Source organism: Pseudomonas sp. NPDC079367, assembly GCF_044542195.1.
In the GTDB taxonomy this organism is placed as follows: Bacteria; Pseudomonadota; Gammaproteobacteria; order Pseudomonadales; family Pseudomonadaceae; genus Aquipseudomonas.
On the sequence record NZ_JBITTW010000044.1, the window covers coordinates 1 to 16,461 of the forward strand.

18 protein-coding genes and 2 pseudogenes are annotated in these 16,461 nt (G+C 59.7%); 1 reads left to right on the forward strand and 19 read right to left on the reverse strand.

The annotated features are described in order from the left end of the window. The 15 genes and pseudogenes from ispG to trmJ form a co-directional block, all read right to left on the reverse strand. Positions 1–774: flavodoxin-dependent (E)-4-hydroxy-3-methylbut-2-enyl-diphosphate synthase (gene ispG, locus ACIGDJ_RS24305; protein WP_397504631.1), on the reverse strand; the 774-nt coding region annotated here is incomplete at its 3' end. 3 nt (positions 775–777) lie between these two features. Beyond that, positions 778–1,797, reverse strand: coding sequence for a RodZ domain-containing protein (locus tag ACIGDJ_RS24310; protein ID WP_397479950.1), 1,020 nt, complete (start codon positions 1,795–1,797; stop codon positions 778–780). Further along, positions 1,797–2,555, reverse strand: coding sequence for a type IV pilus biogenesis/stability protein PilW (gene pilW / locus ACIGDJ_RS24315; RefSeq protein ID WP_397479951.1), 759 nt, complete (start codon positions 2,553–2,555; stop codon positions 1,797–1,799). The genes ACIGDJ_RS24310 and pilW overlap by 1 nt, the downstream gene beginning before the upstream one ends. A 12-nt stretch (positions 2,556–2,567) precedes the next feature. Next, positions 2,568–3,715, reverse strand: a pseudogene (gene rlmN, locus ACIGDJ_RS24320) (23S rRNA (adenine(2503)-C(2))-methyltransferase RlmN). 28 nt (positions 3,716–3,743) lie between these two features. Next, positions 3,744–4,169: a nucleoside-diphosphate kinase gene (gene ndk, locus ACIGDJ_RS24325; protein ID WP_024014216.1), complete on the reverse strand. Its 426-nt coding sequence runs from the start codon at positions 4,167–4,169 to the stop codon at positions 3,744–3,746. A gap of 87 nt (positions 4,170–4,256) precedes the next feature. Next, entirely contained in the window at positions 4,257–4,457 is a 201-nt protein-coding gene (iscX, locus tag ACIGDJ_RS24330) for a Fe-S cluster assembly protein IscX (RefSeq protein WP_016773328.1), read from the reverse strand. 14 nt (positions 4,458–4,471) lie between these two features. Continuing rightward, a complete protein-coding gene (gene fdx / locus ACIGDJ_RS24335; protein ID WP_397480199.1) occupies positions 4,472–4,813 on the reverse strand; it encodes an ISC system 2Fe-2S type ferredoxin in 342 nt (113 codons plus the stop codon). After that, positions 4,813–6,678 (reverse strand): Fe-S protein assembly chaperone HscA, encoded by a 1,866-nt coding sequence (hscA, locus tag ACIGDJ_RS24340; protein ID WP_397480200.1) that lies wholly within the window; start codon positions 6,676–6,678, stop codon positions 4,813–4,815. The genes fdx and hscA overlap by 1 nt, the downstream gene beginning before the upstream one ends. A 50-nt stretch (positions 6,679–6,728) precedes the next feature. Continuing rightward, positions 6,729–7,250 carry a co-chaperone HscB gene (gene hscB / locus ACIGDJ_RS24345; protein ID WP_397480201.1) on the reverse strand — a complete coding sequence of 174 codons (522 nt, stop codon included), beginning with the start codon at positions 7,248–7,250 and terminating at the stop codon, positions 6,729–6,731. Positions 7,251–7,258: 8 nt separating this feature from the next. Further along, positions 7,259–7,546 (reverse strand): iron-sulfur cluster assembly protein IscA, encoded by a 288-nt coding sequence (iscA, locus tag ACIGDJ_RS24350; protein ID WP_397504632.1) that lies wholly within the window; start codon positions 7,544–7,546, stop codon positions 7,259–7,261. Then, positions 7,540–7,653 (reverse strand): annotated as a pseudogene (locus ACIGDJ_RS24355) (iron-sulfur cluster assembly scaffold protein); the annotation flags it as partial. The gene iscA and the pseudogene ACIGDJ_RS24355, both read right to left, overlap by 7 nt. Before the next feature lie 100 nt (positions 7,654–7,753). Beyond that, a complete protein-coding gene (locus ACIGDJ_RS24360; RefSeq protein WP_397504633.1) occupies positions 7,754–8,968 on the reverse strand; it encodes an IscS subfamily cysteine desulfurase in 1,215 nt (404 codons plus the stop codon). A 50-nt stretch (positions 8,969–9,018) separates the two neighbouring features. Then, complete coding sequence (iscR, locus tag ACIGDJ_RS24365; protein ID WP_016773323.1) at positions 9,019–9,510, reverse strand: Fe-S cluster assembly transcriptional regulator IscR; 492 nt, start codon at positions 9,508–9,510, stop codon at positions 9,019–9,021. Between the two features lie 245 nt (positions 9,511–9,755). Then, complete coding sequence (gene cysE, locus ACIGDJ_RS24370; RefSeq protein ID WP_101162260.1) at positions 9,756–10,532, reverse strand: serine O-acetyltransferase; 777 nt, start codon at positions 10,530–10,532, stop codon at positions 9,756–9,758. A 3-nt stretch (positions 10,533–10,535) separates the two neighbouring features. Further along, positions 10,536–11,306: a tRNA (cytosine(32)/uridine(32)-2'-O)-methyltransferase TrmJ gene (trmJ, locus tag ACIGDJ_RS24375; protein WP_101162016.1), complete on the reverse strand. Its 771-nt coding sequence runs from the start codon at positions 11,304–11,306 to the stop codon at positions 10,536–10,538. 145 nt (positions 11,307–11,451) lie between these two features. On the opposite strand from trmJ, the gene suhB reads away from it, so the two are divergent. Continuing rightward, entirely contained in the window at positions 11,452–12,270 is an 819-nt protein-coding gene (gene suhB, locus ACIGDJ_RS24380; RefSeq protein WP_016773320.1) for an inositol-phosphate phosphatase, read from the forward strand. A gap of 235 nt (positions 12,271–12,505) precedes the next feature. Here suhB and ACIGDJ_RS24385 read toward each other — a convergent pair whose 3' ends face one another. From ACIGDJ_RS24385 to yajC, 4 genes are all read right to left on the reverse strand, one after another. Further along, complete coding sequence (locus ACIGDJ_RS24385; protein ID WP_007956693.1) at positions 12,506–13,054, reverse strand: glycine zipper 2TM domain-containing protein; 549 nt, start codon at positions 13,052–13,054, stop codon at positions 12,506–12,508. A gap of 121 nt (positions 13,055–13,175) precedes the next feature. Beyond that, positions 13,176–14,090 carry a protein translocase subunit SecF gene (secF, locus tag ACIGDJ_RS24390; RefSeq protein WP_101162014.1) on the reverse strand — a complete coding sequence of 305 codons (915 nt, stop codon included), beginning with the start codon at positions 14,088–14,090 and terminating at the stop codon, positions 13,176–13,178. Between the two features lie 9 nt (positions 14,091–14,099). Beyond that, on the reverse strand, positions 14,100–15,968 hold the full coding sequence (gene secD / locus ACIGDJ_RS24395; RefSeq protein WP_397504634.1) for a protein translocase subunit SecD: 1,869 nt from the start codon (positions 15,966–15,968) through the stop codon (positions 14,100–14,102). A gap of 65 nt (positions 15,969–16,033) precedes the next feature. Beyond that, positions 16,034–16,372 carry a preprotein translocase subunit YajC gene (gene yajC, locus ACIGDJ_RS24400; RefSeq protein WP_016773317.1) on the reverse strand — a complete coding sequence of 113 codons (339 nt, stop codon included), beginning with the start codon at positions 16,370–16,372 and terminating at the stop codon, positions 16,034–16,036. Positions 16,373–16,461: the final 89 nt, after the last annotated feature.

Here is a 16,461-nt window from a genome sequence, read left to right on the forward strand (position 1 = left end):
CAAAGACTTGAGAATGTCGTAACCGACCTTCACTTCCTCGACCGGGTCGGCCGCCAGCGAGATGCGGATAGTATCGCCAATCCCTTCGGCGAGCAGCATACCTAGGCCCACGGCGGATTTCACCGTGCCCGAGCGCAAACCACCGGCTTCAGTGATACCGAGGTGCAGCGGCTGGACGATTTCTTTCGCCAGCAAACGGTAGGCTTCGACGGCCATGAACACGTCGGAGGCCTTCACGCTGACCTTGAAGTCCTGGAAATTCAGGCGTTCGAGGTGTTCAACGTGGCGCAGGGCGGACTCGACCAATGCGGCCGGGGTCGGCTCGCCATATTTCTTCTGCAGGTCTTTTTCCAGGGAACCGGCGTTGACGCCGATGCGAATTGGAATGCCACGATCGCGGGCTGCATCGACCACGGCACGCACACGGTCTTCACGACCGATGTTGCCCGGGTTGATGCGCAAGCAGTCGACGCCCAGCTCGGCCACGCGCAGAGCGATCCTGTAGTCGAAGTGGATGTCGGCCACCAACGGCACTTTGACCAGTTGCTTGATCTTGCCGAACGCCTCGGCGGCGTCCATGTCGGGTACCGAAACGCGAACGATATCGACGCCGGCAGCTTCCAGACGATTGATCTGCGCCACGGTCGCGGCAACGTCATTGGTGTCGCTGTTGGTCATGCTCTGCACAGCGATCGGCGCGTCGCCGCCCACCGGTACGTTGCCGACCCAGATCTTGCGCGATTCGCGACGTTTGATTGGAGATTCGCCGTGCATGACTTATTGACCCAACTTCAGGCGAGCAGTCTCGCCACTGGTGAACGGAGCGATGTCGACCGGTTGGCCGTTGTAGCTGACCTGTGCCGCGCGGGCGACGCCCAGGCGCACGGCGAGCGGGGGTTTGCCGGAAACACTCACGCTGTCGCCTTTATGCTTCAGACCACTGAAAATCACTTTGCCACGGCCATCGGTCACCTGTGCCCAGCAATCGCCGGTGAATTGCAACTGTACCTGGCCATCGCCGGCTACCGGAGCAGCTGTTTCAGCGCTTGGCGCTTGAGCAACCGGCGCGGTCGGGGAAGGTGTCGCTGGGACATTCGGCGCGGAAGTGGCCGGAGCCGCCACCACCGGTGCAGGCGTCTGTGCCGGTACGCTTGGTGCAACTGCCGGGGCAGCCGGCTCGGCCGCTGGCGCAGCGGACTCGGCGCCGGTCGATTCAGCGCTGGCGTCCGACTGCGGCAAAGCCAGCGAAGTGGAGTTGTCGGCCTGATTCTCGGCGACGGCCTGGTCTTCCGGCTCGTCGATCGGGTGGATCTGGGTGGTGCCGTCAGCGCCTTCGACTTCAACGTGTTCTGGCGCGAGGCTGGTCAGATCGCGGCTGCGCTGTGAGGTCTGATCCTGCCACCAGACGAATCCGCCGCCGATGACCGCGATCAGCAACAACAGACTGACGATACGCAAAATGGTGTGGGAAACCCGCACCGGCTCTTCGATACGACCGAGGGCGTGAACGTTGCTGCCCTGGGAGTCGGTGCCGGTGGACTGGTCAAACTGCTGAACCAGAACGGTCTGGTCCATGCCGAGCAATTTGGCATAGGCGCGAATGTAACCGCGAGCGAAGGTATGCCCCGGCAGCTTGTCGAACGCGCCGGCTTCAAGATTGCTCAGGGATGTCACGGTGAGGTTGAGCTTGAGGGCCACTTCGGCCAGCGACCAGCCATTGCTTTCGCGGGCCTGGCGCAGGGTCTCACCGGGATTAACGCGATTCGCTGCTACAACTTCGGGATGCGCCGCTTTCATCATTGCTCCGACAGGTATTGCTGATATTCCGGCGTACCGGGATAGAGTCGTTTTAATTGCAGACCGTAACTGGCTGCCTTGTCGCGATCTTCAAATACTTTTGCCAGCCGAACGCCGAGCAATAGGCTACGTGCATTTTGTTCGGTCAGCTGGCTGAAACGGTCGTAATAGTCACGCGCGGGCACATAATGCCTGTCTTCGAAGGACAACTCAGCCATTTCCAGCAACGCCTGTGGTTGTTGGCGGTTCAAACGCAGGGCTTTTTCCAGCTGTTGCTGGGCCAGATCACGCTGGCCAAGCTTGGCGGCGGTCATGCCGAGGTTTTCGAAGACCCGCGAGCGCTCAGGATACAGGGTATCGGCGGCCGCTTGTTCAAAACGCTCGTAGGCTTCCTTGTAGCGCTGTTCTTCGTAGAGAAAACTGCCGTAGTTGTTGAGGATGCGCGCATCGGCAGGACGTGAGGACAAGGCCTTGCGAAAGTGCTCGTCGGCAAGCGCAGGCTCCATTTCGGCCTGAAACACCAGACCAAGCGCCGCATTGGCGTCAGGGTCGGAACCGTCCAGCTCCAGCGCTTTCTTCAATGGCACCTTGGCGCGCTCGGTCATGCCCTGCTGCAGGTAGCCCAGCCCCAGCTGCACGTAGGCAGCCCGCGCTTCATCGCGGCCCTTGCTGGTCTTCATCGGGTTGTAGTCACCCGACAGGACACAACCAGCGCAAAGGCTGGCCAACAGCAACAGCAGCGCAAAGCGCAGGGACATAGAGATCCTCTCTTAGTTAGTGTTCGCGGCGTTCTGGGTCAGATCGCTGTCGGCGCTCAACTCGCGTACGGCGATGTAACGTTCGCTGCGACGGGTGCGATCCAGCACCTGCCCTACCAATTGACCACATGCAGCATCAATGTCTTCACCACGGGTGGTGCGCACGGTGACGTTGAAACCGGCTTGATGCAACTGATCCTGGAAGCGGCGGATGGCATTGTTGCTCGGCCGCTCGTACCCGGAATGCGGGAACGGATTGAACGGGATCAGGTTGATCTTGCACGGGATATCCTTGAGCAGCTCGATCATTTCCACCGCGTGCTCAAGCTTGTCGTTGATGTCCTTGAGCAAGGTGTACTCGATGGTCAGCACACGTTTCTCGCCAGGGCGGACATGTAGCGCTTGCACGACTCTAGCAGCATCTTAAGCGGATATTTCTTGTTGATCGGCACCAATTGGTTACGCAATGCGTCATTTGGTGCGTGCAGGGACAACGCCAGGGACACATCGATGTGCTTGGCCAGCTCATCGATCATCGGCACCACACCCGAGGTGGACAGGGTCACGCGGCGCTTGGAGATCCCGTAGCCGAGGTCATCCATCATCAGATGCATGGCGGCGACGACGTTGTCGAAGTTCAGCAACGGCTCGCCCATGCCCATCATCACCACGTTGGTGATGGCGCGGTCGACGGTGGCCGGGACGCTGCCGAAAGATTTGTTGGCAATCCACACCTGACCGATGACTTCGGCGGCGGTGAGGTTGCTGTTGAAGCCTTGCTTGCCGGTGGAGCAGAAACTGCAGTCCAGGGCACAGCCTGCCTGGGACGAAACGCACAGAGTGCCGCGTTTGCCCTGGGGAATGTACACGGTCTCGACGCAGCTACCGGACGCCACGCGCACCACCCATTTACGGGTGCCGTCGCTGGAGATGTCCTCGCTGACCACTTCCGGACCACGCACTTCAGCAATGGCCTTGAGCTTGTCGCGCAAGGCTTTGCTGACGTTCGTCATGGCGTCGAAATCATCGACGCCAAAGTGGTGAATCCATTTCATTACCTGACCGGCACGGAAACGCTTCTCCCCGATTGAGTCGAAGAATTTTTCCATTTCCGGCTGGGTCAGACCCAGCAGGTTTGTTTTAACAGTCGATGTAGTCATGGATTCACCTTCACTCTGCAAGCAATGCTTAGCGAGTGGTTACTTCAGTAGCTGCGAAGAAGTAAGCGATTTCGCGAGCGGCAGCAGCTTCGGAGTCCGAACCGTGAACGGCGTTGGCGTCGATCGATTCAGCGAAGTCAGCACGGATGGTGCCGGCAGCAGCTTCTTTAGGGTTGGTAGCGCCCATCAGCTCACGGTTGCGAGCGATGGCGTTTTCGCCTTCCAGAACCTGAACGACAACCGGACCGGAAGTCATGAAAGCAACCAGGTCACCGAAGAAACCGCGCTCGCTGTGCTCAGCGTAGAAGCCTTCGGCTTCGGCTTTGGACAGTTGCTTCAGTTTCGAAGCTACAACGCGCAGGCCAGCGTCTTCGAAGCGAGTGGTGATCTTGCCGATCACGTTTTTAGCAACGGCGTCAGGCTTGATGATGGAGAAAGTACGTTGAACAGCCATGGTGTAACTCCAGAAACGGTAATTTGCGAAAAATTAAACCCGCGAATTATACGCGGGTTCTTGGGTATTGCCTAACCTGCGAGACGATCAGTCCAATTCTGCGGCCCAGAGTTCCTGAACCGCTTCCAGCACCTTCTCGCCGACGCGGCCAGAAGTAGCATCGAAGTCGGGCAGTTCAAGAATCATCTGCTGCAGACGGACAAAACCTACAGAGTATGGATCAAGCCCCTCGTGGGCCTCGGCCAGCTCTTCGGCAATGCGTTGAACATCATTCCAACCGTAGCTCATGACAGTCTTACCAGTCAGTGCGGCGCTTCGGCCGCATGGTTAAGCGAATATTTCGGAATCTCGACGGTGAGGTCTTCTTCACCGACGATGGCCTGACAGGCCAGACGCGATTGCGCCTCCAGACCCCACGCACGATCGAGGAAGTCTTCTTCCAGCTCGTCGGCCTCTTCCAGCGAGTCGAAACCCTCGCGGATGATGCAGTGGCAAGTAGTGCAGGCGCAGACGCCGCCGCAGGCACTTTCCATCTCGATGTGGTGTTCGTGGGCCAGTTCGAGAATCGATGTGCCGGGCGCAGCCTCGATGACCATGCCTTCAGGGCAGAACTTCTCGTGGGGCAGAAAAATGACCTGCGGCATCAGATATCCTCGATTTCATTCAGGTTGCGCCCCGACAGAGCGGCTTTAACCGTCTGATCCATGCGGCGGACAGCAAAAGCATCGGTCACTTGCGACAGACGTTTGGTCTGCTGCTCGATGGCGTAACCATCGGTACCTTTCATCAGTTCGGCCAGTTCCTGCATTTGCAGTTCGATGACCATGCGCTCTTCGGCGTCGAGCAGACGTTCGCCATCGGCCTCCAGCGCGCCCTGCACCGCTTCGAGCAGGCGTTGGGCATCGACTTGCTGCTCACGCAGAACACGGGCGACCTTGTCGTCATTGGCGTGCTGGAACGAATCTTTGAGCATCTTGGCGATTTCGCCATCGGTCAGACCATAGGAAGGTTTGACCTGAATGCTCGCTTCAACGCCCGAGCCCAATTCACGGGCAGACACGCTGAGCAGACCGTCGGCGTCGACCTGGAAGGTCACGCGAATTTTCGCCGCACCGGCCACCATCGCCGGTATGCCGCGCAATTCGAAACGCGCCAGAGAGCGGCAGTCGCTGATCAGCTCGCGCTCGCCCTGCAACACGTGGATCGCCATGGCCGACTGGCCGTCTTTATAGGTGGTGAAATCCTGGGCGCGGGCGACGGGGATGGTGGTGTTGCGCGGAATCACCTTCTCCATCAGCCCGCCCATGGTTTCCAGCCCCAGGGACAGCGGAATCACGTCGAGCAGCAGCAGTTCGCCGCCATCGCGCTTGTTGCCAGCCAGCGTATCAGCCTGAATCGCGGCCCCGATGGCCACCACTTGATCCGGATCGATTTCCGTCAATGGCTGACGACCGAACGCTTCGGCAACGGCTTCACGAACACGTGGTACGCGGGTCGAACCGCCGACCATGACCACGGCGTGGACGTCATCCAGTTCAATACCGGAATCGCGAACGGCGCGGCGGCAGGCTTTCAGGCTGCGCGCGACCATCGGTTCGATCAGCGCATCGAAGGCTTCGCGGGTCAGTTGTGCTTTCCAGTCGCCGTAAGCCACTTCCACACTGGCCGCATCGGTCAGGGCTTCTTTGGCCGCGCAGGCGGTTTGCAGCAGATTGCGTTGCGCGCCCGGATCGAGATCGGCGGACAGGCCAGCGCTATCGATGATCCAGCCGGCAATCGCGTGATCAAAGTCATCGCCGCCCAGCGCGCTGTCGCCGCCAGTGGCCAGGACTTCAAAGACGCCGCCAGTCAGACGCAGAATGGAGATATCGAAAGTACCGCCGCCCAGGTCGTAGATAGCCACCAGACCTTCGGCATGCTGATCCAGACCGTACGCCACAGCAGCAGCGGTCGGCTCGTTGAGCAGGCGCAACACGTTCAGACCGGCGAGCTTGGCCGCGTCCTTGGTGGCCTGACGCTGCGCGTCGTCGAAGTAAGCGGGAACGGTGATCACCGCGCCAACCAGTTCGCCACCCAAGGTCGCCTCAGCACGCTGACGCAGGACTTTGAGGATATCGGCGGAGACTTCGACCGGGCTTTTCGGGCCTTGCACGGTGTCGATGAACGGCATGTGCGACTCGCCGCCGACGAAGCGGTACGGCAGCTGCTCACCCAATTGCTTGACGTCGGACAGACCACGACCCATCAGGCGCTTGACCGAGAGCACGGTGTTCAGAGGATCGGAGGATGCGGCGAGCTTGGCCGACTCGCCGACTTCGACGCGGTCGGCGTGATAACGCACGGCGGACGGCAGGATGACCTGCCCGTTAGCGTCGGCCAGCGGTTCGGAAAGACCACTGCGCAGCGCAGCGACCAGCGAATTGGTTGTACCCAAGTCGATGCCAACAGCCAGACGACGCTGGTGTGGTTGAGGACTTTGGCCGGGTTCGGCGATCTGCAGTAGAGCCATGGTGATCAGGTCTTGTCTGTCTGTCAGCGTGCAATCAGGGCAGCACTGGGTTAATCGTCGAGGCGCTCTTCCAGCTGGCGCACTTCGTAGGTGAGCTTGTCGAGGAACTGCATGCGCCGCATCAGGCGTTCGGCCTGCTCGCGTTGCGCTGCATCATCCCAACAGGCTGCGAAGCTTTCGTTGAGCTGTTCCTGAGCCGCCTTCAAGCGACGCTTGAATACCGCGACACCGTCGAGGTCGGCACTGTCCTGCAGATCTTCGAGCTCTTCGCGCCATTGCATCTGCTGCAGAAGGAACTCGGGATCGTGGACGGTGACTTCCATCGGCACTTCATGCCCGCTGATTTTCAGCAGGTAGCGTGCGCGCTGGGCCGGACTCTTGAGCGTCTGGTAGGCGTCGTTGAGCCGCGCCGATTGCTCGAGCGCCGAGCGCTGCTCGCGCTCGGAAGCGTCGGCAAAGCGGTCAGGATGGATGCCGCGCGCCAACTCACGGTAGCGCGTGGCCAACTGCTCGAGATCCAGGCGGAAGCTCGGTTGCAGCTCGAATAAAGCGAAATGACAAAGAATACCCACGACCAGCCTCAGATGTTGAAGCTTTCGCCGCAGCCACATTCACCGCGCACGTTGGGGTTGTTGAACTTGAAGCCTTCGTTCAACCCTTCCTTGACGAAATCAAGCTCGGTGCCGTCCAGGTAGGCCAGGCTTTTCGGGTCGATGATCACTTTTTCGCCGTGACTCTCGAACACCTGATCTTCCGCCACTACCTCGTCGACAAACTCCAGCACGTAGGCAAGGCCGGAACAGCCTGTAGTGCGAACACCCAGACGAATCCCTTCACCTTTGCCGCGCCCGTCGAGGGAGCGCCGCACGCCGGAGCGCCGACCATGCCGGTGCCGACATCAGGATCTTCCGCATTCATCTTGCCGACGTTGCGCGGGTTTTCGTAGTGGTCGATGACCTTTTCGCTGTAAGCCATGATTCTCAATCCTCACTCATCAGGGCCGCTCTTGAGACCCTGCAACTGCGCTGCGTTAACGCCGCGTCGCTACAGGGTCTGTATCCGGCGGCTTCTATAGTTAGTGTGCCGCCCACTCGATTTTCGAGATATCGACGCCGTCTTTGTACATGTCCCACAGCGGCGACAGAGCGCGCAGCTTGGTAACGGCCTCGCAGACTTGCTGCGCGGCGTAGTCGATTTCTTCTTCGGTGGTAAAACGGCCGAAGGTAAAGCGGATCGAGCTGTGCGCCAGTTCGTCGTTGCGGCCCAGGGCGCGCAATACGTACGAAGGCTCCAGCGACGCCGAGGTGCACGCCGAACCGGACGATACCGCCAGATCCTTGAGCGCCATGATCAGCGACTCGCCCTCAACGTAGTTGAAGCTCAGGTTCAGGTTGTGCGGGACGCGGGCGGTCAGGCTGCCGTTGACGTACAACTCTTCCAGATGCTCGACCTGCTTGTAGAAACGGTCGCTCAAGGCTTTGATACGAACGTTTTCAGCGGCCATGTCTTCTTTTGCCACACGGAACGCTTCGCCCATGCCGACGATCTGGTGGGTCGCCAGGGTGCCGGAACGCATGCCGCGCTCGTGACCGCCGCCGTGCATGGTCGCTTCGATGCGCACACGCGGCTTGCGGCTGACATACAGCGCGCCGATGCCTTTAGGGCCATAAGTCTTGTGGGCGGAGAACGACATCATGTCGACTTTCAGCTTCTGCAGATCGATGTCGACCTTGCCAGTGGACTGAGCAGCGTCGACATGGAACAGCACGCCTTTGGCGCGCAGCATCTCGCCGATGGCGGCGATGTCGTTGACGGTGCCGATCTCGTTGTTCACGTGCATCACCGACACCAGAATGGTGTCTTCGCGCAGTGCAGCATCGATCATTGCCGGGGTGATCAGACCGTCTTCGGTCGGCTCGAGGTAAGTCACTTCGAAACCTTCACGCTCCAGCTGGCGCATGGTGTCGAGGACAGCCTTGTGCTCGATCTTGCTGGTGATCAGGTGCTTGCCCTTGGAGGCGTAGAAATGTGCCGCGCCCTTGATCGCCAGGTTGTCGGATTCGGTGGCACCGGAGGTCCAGACGATTTCGCGCGGGTCGGCATTGACCAGATCGGCCACCTGACGACGGGCGTTTTCGACGGACTCTTCAGCCTTCCAGCCGAACACGTGGGAGCGCGAAGCCGGGTTACCGAAGTTTCCGTCGACCAGCAGGCATTCACTCATTTTCTGCGCAACGCGCGGATCAACCGGGGTGGTTGCAGAGTAATCAAGGTAAATCGGCAATTTCATGGACTATCTCCTAAATCAGGGCTGGCGTGCCGCGGGTAGCTCTTCGGCTGTCATTCGACGGCGGACGCTTCAATCTTGTCCAGGCGTGGCGCCTTGCTGCTGCAACGGCGCTGGTCCTGACGCTGGGCCACTTCTTGTACCTCACGGCGAGTCACAAGGTCGGCCAAGCTGATACCGCTCAGAAATTCGTGAATCTGCAGACTCAAGTCGCACCACAGATGATGGGTCAGGCAGGTATCGCCGGAATGACAATCGCCCTGGCCCTGGCACTTGGTGGCATCGACCGATTCGTTCACCGCATCGATCACCTGGGCGACCTGAATGCCCTGCATGTCGCGGGACAACTGGTAGCCACCACCCGGGCCGCGAACACTGGAAACCAGGTTGCTGCGGCGCAGCTTGGCGAACAGCTGTTCGAGGTAGGACAGGGAGATGCCTTGGCGCTCGGAGATATCGGCCAGAGACACCGGCCCGTGCTGCGCGTGCAACGCCAGGTCAAGCATGGCGGTCACGGCGTATCGGCCTTTTGTAGTCAGTCGCATGGACAGTTACCACGGAGTTCGGAATGGGCGGGAGTATGCAATTCCCGAGCATTTAAGTCAACTATAAGACCTAGTGCTTTAGTCGGGTTTACCCGCAAAAGAGCGCGCGAATGATAGCAGGGTCTGCAGCCCAATGGCACACCAGCTGCTGGACGCCTTTGTAGGAGCTGCCGAAGGCTGCGATCTTTTGATCTTAAGAAGGCAAAATCAAAAGATCGCAGCCTTCGGCAGCTCCTACAGAGGCTTTAGCCGGCCTTGGATTCGTCTTTGCCCTTGACGCAGGCGAAGTCTTCTTCTCGCAGTTCCGGCAGATCTTTCGCACAGTAATTGCTGCCCAGATCCTTCAACGCACCACACATCCCCTCCAGACGCCCGTCAACCGCTTGCAGGTGATCGAGCAATTGGCCGATGGCGCGGGCCACCGGGTCGGGCATGTCTTCGCTGACACCGTAGGCGTCGAAACCGATCTTTTCCGCCATGGCTTTGCGTTTGGCGTCCTGCTCTTCATCGGTCTTGACGATGATCCGCCCCGGAATCCCCACCACAGTGGCGCCCGGCGGCACTTCTTTAGTCACAACGGCATTGGAGCCGACCTTGGCCCCAGCACCCACCGTGAACGGACCGAGCACCTTGGCGCCCGCACCGACCACTACGCCATCACCCAGCGTCGGGTGGCGCTTACCTTTGTTCCAACTGGTACCGCCAAGGGTCACACCCTGATAAATGGTCACGTCATCGCCGATCTCGGCGGTTTCACCAATAACGATGCCCATGCCGTGATCGATGAAGAAACGCCGCCCGACCTTGGCACCCGGATGAATCTCGATCCCGGTCAGCCAGCGACCGAAGTTCGACACCAGCCGCGCCAGCCACTTCAGATCGTTGCGCCAGAGCATGCCGGCCAGACGATGAATCCAGATCGCATGCATGCCGGGGTAGCAGGTCAGGACTTCAAAAGCGTTACGTGCCGCCGGGTCTCGATGGAATACGCTTTGGATATCTTCACGCAAACGCTCAAACATTATTCAATCCTTCCGCTTTAGAAGCTCGCCACGGGCCGCTTTCTGGGTTTCCGTGAGGATGCCACGCAAAATATTCATTTCCGCCCGGCTGACCGAGCTGCGTCCGTACAACCGGCGCAGGCGCGCCATCAAGTGCCGTGGTTTTTCCGGGTCGAGGAATTCGATGGCGACCAGCGTCTGCTCCAGGTGCTCATAGAATCGTTCCAGTTCATCCATGGTCGCCAACTCGGCGCTTTTCACCGAAGCCACTTCTTCTTTCTCGACCTTGCTTGGCTGACCCTGTGCAGCCAGCCAGGCCATGCGCACTTCATAACTCAACACCTGCACCGCCGCCCCCAGGTTCAGCGAACTGAACGTCGGGTCGGAAGGGATGTGCACGTGAAAGTGACATCGCTGCAGCTCTTCGTTGGTCAGGCCGGAATCTTCACGCCCGAACACCAAAGCGATTTCGGCGCCCCGCCCGGCCTCCTCGACCACTTTGTTGCCGCATTCGCGCGGATCAAGCAGCGGCCAGGGAATACGACGATCACGAGCACTGGTGCCGAGCACCAGATTGCAGCCGACCAAAGCATCTTCCAACGTGGCGACGACTTGTGCGCTTTCAAGGATGTCACCGGCACCAGAGGCGCGGGCATCGGCCTCGTGATGCGGGAAGACCCGCGGTTCGACCAGCACCAGTCGCGACAGACCCATGTTTTTCATGGCGCGCGCGGCCCCGCCGATGTTTCCGGGGTGGCTGGTATTGACCAGGACGACACGAATGTTCTGCAGCAAGGGAGGCGCTCTCGGACATTGGAAAGGGGGGCAAATCTTACAGAACAGCCTACCGTTAAGCTATGAAAGCGAACAGCGTCCTTCACCTGAAGAAAAGTTCTGATAGAATGCGCGGCTTTCTTTAACAACCTTAGGTGACACATCCATGCAGCCCATGCTGAATATCGCGCTGCGCGCCGCCCGCAGCGCCAGTGAACTGATCTTCCGCTCCATCGAGCGCCTGGATACCATCAAGGTCGACGAAAAAGACGCCAAGGATTACGTATCCGAGGTTGATCGCGCCGCTGAACAGAAAATCATCGATGCCCTGCGCAAGGCTTACCCGAATCACTCGATCCAGGGTGAAGAGACCGGCCTGCACGCTGGCACCGGCATCGAAGGCGAAGAGTACCTGTGGATCATCGATCCGCTGGACGGCACCACCAACTTCCTGCGTGGCATTCCGCACTTTGCTGTGAGCATTGCCTGCAAATATCGTGGTCGCCTGGAACACGCCGTGGTTCTGGATCCTGTCCGCCAGGAAGAATTCACCGCCAGCCGTGGTCGCGGCGCCCAACTGAACGGTCGTCGCCTGCGCGTCAGCGGTCGCACCAGCCTCGACGGCGCCCTGCTCGGTACCGGTTTCCCGTTCCGGGACGATCAGATGGACAACCTCGACAACTACCTCGGCATGTTCCGCGCCCTGGTTGGCCAGACTGCCGGCATCCGCCGCGCCGGTTCGGCAAGCCTGGACCTGGCCTACGTGGCTGCCGGTCGTTTTGATGCGTTCTGGGAGTCGGGCCTGTCCGAGTGGGACATGGCTGCAGGCGCGCTGCTGATTCAGGAAGCCGGCGGCCTGGTGAGCGACTTCACTGGCGGTCACGACTTCCTTGAAAAAGGCCATATCGTTGCCGGTAACACCAAATGCTTTAAGGCAGTGCTGACGGCGATCCAGCCGCACCTGCCGGCTTCGCTGAAGCGCTAAGCTCACGGCTAACAGAAAAGCACCCTTCGGGGTGCTTTTTTTATGCCTGCGATTTAACACCATTCCCTGTAGCTGCGATCTTTTGACTTTGTTTTTTGAAAGCAAGATCAAAAGATCGCAGCCTTCGGCAGCTCCTACACTGATCAGGGAAATCAACAGGAGATCAGTTGGCTGAAGAAATCGCGAGCACAAAAAAAGCACCCCGCAGGGTGCTTCTTCGCACAACAGTGGAGCCTTACTGACCCGGCTCATTCTGCGACAGGATCAGCTTGCCTTCCTTGTCGACCGGAATCTGGTTGCCCGGATCGCGATCCATCCTCACTTTGCCTTCCTTGCCGTCGAGCGAGTAACGCACGTCGTAACCGACGACCTTGTCGCTGATGTCATTGACCGTGTTGCAGCGGGTTTGCGTGGTGGTGTAGGTGTCACGCTCCTGCATGCCCTCCTGCACCTTGTTGCCCGCGTAACCGCCACCGACCGCACCGGCCACCGTGGCAATTTTCTTGCCGGTGCCGCCGCCAATCTGGTTACCCAGCAAACCACCGGCCAGCGCGCCGACCACGGTCCCGGCGATCTGGTGTTGATCTTTCACCGGTGCCTGACGGGTCACCGTTACATCCTTGCATACTTCACGTGGAGTCTTGATCTGTGTCTTGACCGGCTCAACGGCTAATACTTGCGCATACTCAGGGCCGCTTTTAACCAGGCTGTAGGTGGCAACAGCACCCCCGGCTGTGACACCGACAGCACCCAATACCGCACCAACCAGCAACGACTTGTTCACATGAACCTCCTGACCATCACATGCGGGACGCGCCCGCGCTTCTCCCAGCCTTGGAGCACAAAAAAAGGCGCGAGTTCAACTCGCGCCTTTCGTGGCCTGACAGCCGGGATTTCGAGGGCCGTTATGGACGGTCGTCGACTTCCGTCTCGGTGTTCGCCGGAGGAATCAGATCCTCGGTGGTCAGGTTCAGCCAGATCAGCACCACGTTGGCGATGTAGATCGACGAGTAAGTACCCGCCAGCACGCCGATGAACAGCGCGATGGAGAAGCCGAACAGGTTGTCGCCGCCAAAGAACAGCAGCGCCGCGATCGCCAGCAATGTCGAGATCGACGTCGCCATGGTGCGCAGCAGGGTCTGGGTGGTCGAGATGTTGATGTTCTCGATCAGCGTCGCCTTGCGCAGCACGCGGAAGTTCTCCCGCACCCGGTCGAAGACGACGATGGTGTCGTTCAGCGAGTAACCAATGATCGCCAGTACCGCCGCCAGCACCGTCAGGTCGAAGGTGATCTGGAAGAACGACAGGATACCGATGGTCACGATCACGTCGTGGATCAGCGACACGATGGCGCCGACCGCGAACTTCCACTGAAAGCGGAAAGCCAGGTAGATCAGGATGCCGCCCAGCGCCAGCAGCATGCCGAGGCCGCCCTGGTCGCGCAGTTCTTCACCGACCTGCGGGCCGACGAACTCGACACGCTTGACCGTCGCCGGGTTGTCGCCGCCGACTTTCTGCAGCGCTTGCGCGACCTGATGGCCGAGCTGCGGGTCTTCACCCGGCATACGCACCAGCAGGTCGGTAGTTGCGCCGAAGTTCTGCACGATAGCTTCGTGATAACCCGAGCTCGCCAACTGCTCGCGAACCTTGGTGACATCGGCAGGACGCTCGTAGGTCAGCTCGATGAGCGTACCGCCGGTAAAGTCCAGCCCCCAGTTCATGCCCTTGGTGGCGACACTGAACAAGGCAATGACGGTAAGCAACACGGTGACGCCGAACGCGAAGTTGCGAACGCCCATGAAGTTGATTGTACGTAACATGGCAGCCCCTTAAATCCACAACTTCTTGAAGTCACGTCCGCCAAAGATCAGGTTGACCATTGCGCGGGTCACCATGATGGCCGTGAACATCGAGGTAAAGATCCCGAGGGACATGGTCACTGCGAAGCCCTTCACCGGGCCGGTGCCCATGGCGAAGAGAATGCCGCCCACCAGCAAGGTGGTCAGGTTGGCATCGAGGATCGCGGTGAATGCCCGGCCGAAGCCTTCGTTGATTGCACGCTGCACGGTCATGCCGGCGGCGATCTCTTCACGGATCCGCGAGAAGATCAGCACGTTGGCGTCGACCGCCATACCCATCGTCAACACGATACCGGCGATGCCCGGCAGGGTCAGCGTGGCACCCAGCAGCGACATCAGCGCCAGCAGCAACACCATGTTCACCGCCAGCGCGACGGTGGCGATGACGCCGAAGAAGCGGTAGATGGCGATAATGAACAGCGACACGAACAGCATGCCCCACAGCGACGCATTGATACCTTTGGTGATGTTGTCAGCACCCAGGCTCGGACCGATTGTGCGCTCTTCGGCGAAGTACATCGGCGCCGCCAGACCACCGGCACGCAGCAGCAGTGCCAGCTCGGACGATTCGCCCTGGCCGTTCAGGCCGGTGATACGGAACTGCGCACCCAGCGGCGACTGAATGGTCGCCAGGCTGATGATCTTCTTCTCTTCCTTGAAGGTCTGCACCGGCACGTCTTTCTCGACGCCGTTGACAACCTGCTTGGTGTAAGTGGTCACCGGGCGCTGTTCGATGAAGATCACTGCCATGCTGCGACCGACGTTGGAACGGGTCGCGCGGCTCATCAGCTCGCCACCGTGGCCATCCAGACGGATGTTCACTTCCGGTGTGCCGTGCTCGCCGAAACCGGCCTTGGCGTCGGTGACCTGGTCACCGGTAATGATCAGACCACGCTCGATCTGCGCTGGCGGACGGTTGCCTTCGCGGAATTCGAACGACTCGGAAGTGGCTTTCGAAGCGCCCGGCTCAGCGGCCAGACGGAACTCAAGGTTGGCCGTCTTGCCGAGAATACGCTTGGCTTCGGCAGTATCCTGCACGCCCGGCAGCTCAACCACGATGCGGTTGGCGCCCTGACGCTGCACGATCGGTTCGGCAACACCCAGCTCGTTGACGCGGTTACGTACCGTGGTCAGGTTCTGCTTGATGGAGTATTCACGGATTTCCGCCAGCTTGGCCGGGGTCATCGCCAGACGCAGCACCGGCTGACCATTGAGGTCGGCCGGAACAATGTCGAAATCGTTGAAGTTCTTGCGGATCAGCGCACGGGCCTGTTCACGGGCATCTTCATCGCTGAAGCCCAACTGAATGGCACCGTCCAGTTGCGGCAGGCTGCGATAGCGCAGCTTCTCTTTGCGCAGCAGGCTCTTGACGTCGCCTTCGTAGACTTTCAGGCGCGCATCGAGGGCTTTGTCCATGTCCACTTCGAGCAAGAAGTGCACACCACCGGACAAATCCAGACCCAGCTTCATCGGGTGCGCACCTAGGTTGCGCAGCCATTGCGGAGTGGTTTGTGCCAGGTTCAGCGCGACGACGTAGTCATCACCCAATGCCTTGCGCACAACGTCCTTGGCTGGCAGCTGATCTTCAGCCTTGCTCAGACGGATCAGACCGCCCTTGCCGCCCGCCGTCAGCGTGGCCGCCTTGACGTTGATGCCGGACTCTTTCAGCGCCGTGCTGACGCGAGCCAGATCGGCGTCATTGACCTGCAGAGCCGTGCTGGCGCCGCTGATCTGAATGGCCGGGTCATCAGGGTAAAGATTGGGAGCGGAATAAATCAGACCGATCGCCAGCACCGCCAGGATCAGAATGTATTTCCACAGAGGGTATTTGTTCAGCATCACGCCGCCCGTTATGAACGCGGGGCGCCTTGCGCGCCCCGTCGATTGAGTAGAAGTTGTTGCTCTTAGATCGCTTTCAGCGTGCCTTTTGGCAGCGTGGCAGCGATGGCGCCTTTCTGGAACTTCATTTCCACGGTGTCGGAAACCTCCAGGACCACGAAGTCATCGGCAACCTTGGTGATCTTGCCGGCGATGCCGCCAGTGGTCACGACTTCGTCACCCTTCTGCAGGCTGCTCAGCAGGTTCTTCTGCTCTTTGGCGCGCTTGGCCTGTGGACGCCAGATCATCAGGTAGAAGATGACCAGGAAGCCGACCAGGAAAATCCACTCGAAGCCGCCGCCCATTGGGCTTGCAGCAGCCGGTGCAGCGGCGTCAGCCATGGCATTAGAGATAAAAAAGCTCATTTAGCACTCCAGTTGCAAATGTTGAATCTTGGGGTCAGAAAACTCAGTCCAAAGGCGGAACGGGAAGTCCGCGTTTGGCGTAGAAGGCA